The sequence below is a fragment of the Microcoleus sp. K5-D4 genome, from assembly GCF_036704575.1.
Taxonomy (GTDB): Bacteria; Cyanobacteriota; Cyanobacteriia; order Cyanobacteriales; family Microcoleaceae; genus Microcoleus.
Genome location: NZ_JAUBSD010000166.1, coordinates 1 through 5,162 on the forward strand (window position 1 = coordinate 1; position 5,162 = coordinate 5,162).

Below are 5,162 nucleotides of genomic sequence, written 5' to 3' on the forward strand. Positions count from 1 at the left end.
AAAACCCTTATTTTGCCCTAAAACCCTTGCCAGACAAGCGTTGGAGCCGCAAGTTTTTAGACCTGAATCCTTACGCAAAAAGTCTTCAAGATTAGCTATTTAATCTTCTACATTTTGAATTTTTGAGTAACAGCTTGCCTAAGATTCAAAGGTAGCTACTTTTAGCTGCGCTCATTTTTTAGTCTAAACTACAGTTAGGAGGTACATTCGGAACGTAAAACCAATCAGGAGCTTCTGCACCTTGTTCCGCTGGTTCAGTTTCTCGCCAGTAAATGCCGCAGTCTTGACCTATCGCATATTGTCCGTCAGGATGCAGCTCCTGCAAAATTTGCCCGATCGAATCAGTTAAAATTAAACTCTGCGGATGCTCCTGAAAATTTTTCACAAAAGTACCGTCTGACTCTGGTAATTGAGTGTGGTCTGGAAAAGCAGGAGGTAGAACAACGCGGTTAACGCTAGTAGTCATAATTCCCTCCGAGGTATTACATAATTGGTAATTAGTAATTGGTAATCGGTAACAGGACGCTGGGCGCGAGGACTTAGAAACCCGGTTTATTCATGTATCTGTCGTCGTTCAACCAAGATTCATCGTAGAAACCGGGTTTCTTTTCCTAAGTCCTGCGTAATTAGGAATAAAGCGAGTAGTTTAGAGTTTAACTTATTAAGTTTTTCACTTAATTTTTTTTCACTGACCACTCAAACTTTTTCACTAAAAACTTTCCTTAAGGTTTCGGTAGCGCACCTTCTGGACTAGGAGAAGTAGTCGGTTCGGGAGTAGCCGCAGCCGCAGGAGAAGGCGAAGGAGTGCCACTAGCTAACTGATTTATTTGGTCTTTATAGTTAGGAGGAGCTAACTCAGTAGCTCGATCGAACAGCGTTTTTGACTCATCTGTTTTGCCCTGTTCCTTCAGCACGATCGCCTTTCCTAAAGTCGGGCGAAAATCTTTGGGATTAGCCTTAGCAGATTCGTCGTAAATTGCGATCGCCTCCTCATAGCGCTTCTGCACAGCATAAACCTGTCCCAAAATCAACTGCACCGAAGTGGTATCAACACTTTCCGGTTTCGCCAGATTTGCAGCCGGAGCAGCCTTCAGCGTATCTTGCAGCAATCCGATCGCAGCTTCCGGCCGCTGCTGCACCAGCAGCAAATTCACCAACCCCTGCAAAGCCTTAATTTCCCCAGGCTTAGACGCTAAAATAGACCTGTAAGCTTGAGCAGCCCCTTCGCGATCGCCCGTGCGTTCCTTAGCTTGAGCCAGCAAAATTCCGTATTCAGTTGTCTCAGGATTCAGCGAAGCCAACTTTTCCAAAGGAGCGATCGCATCCTTAATGTCCCCCACTCCTTGCCCGATCAACTCCAGCCGCACCTGCAACAATCCCCGCAAAGCCGTTACGTTGTCAGGTTCCCGCTGCAAAACCAATTCGTATCCCCTAGCCTGAGCTTGCAGCAACTCTGATTGCTTCTCCCCTGACTGCGCCGTTTGAGTAGGGGTTGGAGTTGACGTACTTTGGGCTTGGCTGGCCTTGAGAATACTGTCCAAAATGGGAACCAGAGAAAATCCCAAAAAAGCGATGAGCGACAGCACCACCACCACAGTAATCAACCCACGACGCTTATTTGCTTTTTCCATAATTCAACTATCCCAGCTTAAAATCTACTATTTTCTAAGAATTAACGCATCGCCCGGGGGCGTCTGCCATTTAACTAGATCCATGCAACCATAAAAGTTCTTAACTTCAAAGTCCGAACGGACAAAGCAGCCTTTTACTTGCAGCTAATATGGTAACAGACCCACAACTCCATGCTAGCTAAACAATTTTGGACACTCAGACCCGCAGCCCCAAGGACTGCGGTGTCTGTCCAATTTAGTCTGGTCAAGCTAAAAATTACCGAAAATATGGCGGATCAGGCCGTTAGGTAATTGGATTAAGTAAAATAGGCAAGCTGAATATCCTAAATGCTATTAGCCAGCAACTCCAACTCGGCGCGATCGGCGATCGATCGGTCAGCAACTCCTAAAGTCCTTGCTCGCAAGGATTTTAGCAGCCAGCGAACCGCTCGGCACTCGTAGCGTTGAAAGTTGGCGTTGACGGGTCACAACCAGACCTCCGGGCGCAAGCCCCAAGTCAGGTGCTAGTAGTTTTTAAAGCAGTTTCTTCAGTTTATTCCTAATTTCCCTTAAGGGATGTGTCTCCGCTGCAAGGAGTTTTTATGAACCCCTCTCCCAACCGGTCTTCCAAATCGTCCAAATCTACTTCTACTCGCAAGGCTCAGCCCAGCGAACAGGCCGTCAATCCGCCTACAGATACAGATTCCATTCCTGAGACACCAGACGAAAGTTCGGTGCCTTCGGCGTTGGCTGCACCTGTTGACCAAAATCAACCGGCAACGCCAACAGACGCCCCAGCGTCCAAGGATCGGCTGCAACGACCACGCTACAGTTCTGCCCTCGACAAGGACAAAACAAAGCCACAAGACCAGCCCAGCAATGCTCCTGCACCCCCGGCGTCTGCTGCGTCTTCGACACCTGTCAGCGATACTCCAGCCGTAGCAGTCGCACCGCCGGCAAACGCCGACCCTGCCACTAGCGAAAGTCAGGCCGCTGAGGACATACCCTCCGTCATGCGCCAACATCCCATCCCCCCTCCCAGCGAACCCAGACAGTACCGAGCTGTTGGTTTGGTGCGGGGCCGCTACACGCCATCAGAAGAGCAATTCACCCGGGGTATGTTGATAGCTGCTGACGGAACTGCCATCGATGCAGTTTTACTGGGTAGAGTCATGAGTTTAGTCAAAAATCACCTGGAGCTGGAACAAGAACACCTGTGGGTGGTTTATCCGCGTACCAGACAAGAAGACGGCAACTTGCACGCCCAGATTATGGGGGTTTGGGAGCCGGAAACGCTCAAGAAACCTCCCGAACCGTCCTCTGATGAGGAAAATCAGGAAGCAGCGGAGATTGAGGCTAGCGGCGAAGCATCGCCCGCATCTTTGCCTCCCTCGGAACCTGATGTTGAAGATGGCTATTTTTCGATTAGAGGTGAGGTGATTTATCAATCCCAAGACGAAGAAAAGTATGTCATCGTCAAAATCAAGCAAGCTCCCCGCAAGAATGACGACAAGATGAAGTTTTTTAAACTGAAACTCAAGGGAGATTTAGCAACAAAGGCGATCGGGTTTTTTTGGGATTTCCACGTCAAATTGAAAGGTGACAGTCTGATGATTGAGCAGGCTAATAATATTGGTGCCCTGCCGATTAAAAAGCGGAAATTCCCCCCTGGCAGCAAGCCGCCCGGTGGCTTCAAAGGAGGAGGGAAGCGTTCGTTTACTCCTAGGCCCAGCGGTGACGGTGCTCCTGTAGGGCGTCCTACCATCAAATCTGCTGCTGCAGCACCACCGCCTGTCCCGAAGGAACCTCTTCCTAAGCCGGTTAAGAAGCCTAAGCCGATCGAGCAATAAAAAATAGTGAAAGTAAAAATGCAAGATTAAAGGTTAAAAAACTTTTAATCTTGCATTTTTACCACAAGTGTTGACTGCCCCTTGATCGGAGCATAAAAATAGATAAACTAATCTTGTAAAAAGCTGATTTTAGCCATTAAAAATGAGTTTCTTAAACCACTGAAAATAGCAAAGTTTTTTACACATAAAAACCTGTAAATAGCGTAATTTATCTAGCAGCTTATCACCGATTACAGATGGAACATCCACAAATTGAAAAAGCAAGTAATAAATCAAAGAAGCATAGATTGGTATCCGAATCTCCTTGGTAGGATTAGTGATTAAACGAGACAAATTTAAGTGCTTTTTCAGAAATATTCATAGCAACTCAATTTGCCTTCGTCTCAGGGTAAGCTCATCTAATTTGGTATAAATTGTACTTGACAAAAAACCGCCAATAGACTTTATACCTGTGAACCGAACTCCATTCGTGACAAGTTAAGACTTTGCTACATTTGTCAATCAGTAATAATACTCAAAATAGTGCTGTTTGAAGAGTGGAAAATTCGCGATTTGGGGTCAGCGGGCATCAATATGGCGCTCCGCACGCTCGCACGAGCGCCCAAGTTTCCGTTTTTCACCCCATATTTGAAGAAAATTTGAGCATAATTGCTGATTGACAAATGCTTCCCTAGTTTAACTTGTCAGCAATGACCGAACTCTAACCTATAATCAAGTTTGAATCTTAACAAAGTCAATCAAGTTGAAACGGAGTTAAAGACAATGACAAAGGGTTTTGCACCTAGATTGAAACTCGCTGTAAAATCTCAAGCTAAAAGAGCCGAAAAACGACAGCTAACACCTCTGAGCGAAATCCAAGCCAATTTACTCAATTGTGTAGCAGAGCTACCCGACCCCAGAGTTCAAAGAACCCAAAAACACTTATTAAAAGATATTTTAGTAATCTCTATTTTAGCCGTCATTGGCGGTGCAGAAGGTTGGGAAGACATGGAAAATTATGGCATCGCTACACAGCAATGGTTAGAGGAATTTCTCGAATTACCCAATGGTATCCGGGAGCGTGTCACTTTTGCGATGAGTATTTATACTCAACTATTTCTTCGCTTACCAATTAAGTCATTTAAGTAAGCACATCGATGAGCCAATACCTGTCCAATATGTTCTGATTTCCAACTTGCTCCAGATATTTTAATTCGTCTAGCTATTTGCTTAATTCCTGATTCTACTGCGCCAGAGCCAATTGAACATATTTCATCTATGAAGGAAAGCTTCGTAATTAATAATTCTTTCTTTGTGCTTTTCTAAATATTGGCAAAAATTAACTGCTGTTTTTCTTTTTAACTCTGTAAATAGTGCTTTGGCACTTGGGACATTTCCTTTCCATAAATATGTTTCTGCTTGCTTCAATCGCTTAATTGAACCACCTACTTTCTGAAGATTTTCATTCAAATGATACCAGTCCAGAATTTCTCTTCTGTCCTGTTTACAACTAATTTCTTTGAATATATTCCATACACCATCATGCCCATCACCTAAACAATTTACTGGTTTTTCTAGTGGCTGTTGATTGGCCCAATTAATAATTATCTCATTTTTGTCAAAACTACCTACTATCCCTGCTTCTGACCTGGGGGGGTGACAACCCACCCAAAACCCATAGCTAGTAAGGATTGAGCCAACTTGTGGTAAAAAAAGATAGGCA

The 5,162-nt window shown here is 44.9% G+C and carries 2 protein-coding genes and 3 pseudogenes; 2 read left to right on the plus strand and 3 right to left on the minus strand.

Translation table 11 applies throughout. The annotated features are described in order from the left end of the window. Positions 1-196: 196 nt before the first annotated feature. A pseudogene (locus QUA77_RS28570) lies at positions 197-466 on the minus strand (Uma2 family endonuclease); the annotation flags it as partial. Positions 467-722: 256 nt separating this feature from the next. Further along, complete coding sequence (locus QUA77_RS28575; protein ID WP_333453981.1) at positions 723-1,631, minus strand: tetratricopeptide repeat protein; 909 nt, start codon at positions 1,629-1,631, stop codon at positions 723-725. 581 nt (positions 1,632-2,212) lie between these two features. Here QUA77_RS28575 and QUA77_RS28580 point away from each other — a divergent pair. After that, entirely contained in the window at positions 2,213-3,460 is a 1,248-nt protein-coding gene (locus tag QUA77_RS28580) for a hypothetical protein (protein ID WP_333453983.1), read from the plus strand. Positions 3,461-4,222: 762 nt separating this feature from the next. Continuing rightward, positions 4,223-4,531, plus strand: a pseudogene (locus tag QUA77_RS28585) (transposase family protein); the annotation flags it as partial. Positions 4,532-4,548: 17 nt separating this feature from the next. Here the strand turns inward: QUA77_RS28585 and QUA77_RS28590 are convergent. Further along, positions 4,549-5,065: pseudogene (locus QUA77_RS28590) on the minus strand (ISKra4 family transposase); the annotation flags it as partial. Positions 5,066-5,162 lie beyond the last annotated feature (97 nt).

Coding starts and splice junctions, on each gene's coding strand:
- QUA77_RS28575 (WP_333453981.1), bottom strand. CDS start 1,631: ATGGAAAAAGCAAATAAGCGTCGTGGGTTGATTACTGTGGTGGTGGTG.
- QUA77_RS28580 (WP_333453983.1), top strand. CDS start 2,213: ATGAACCCCTCTCCCAACCGGTCTTCCAAATCGTCCAAATCTACTTCT.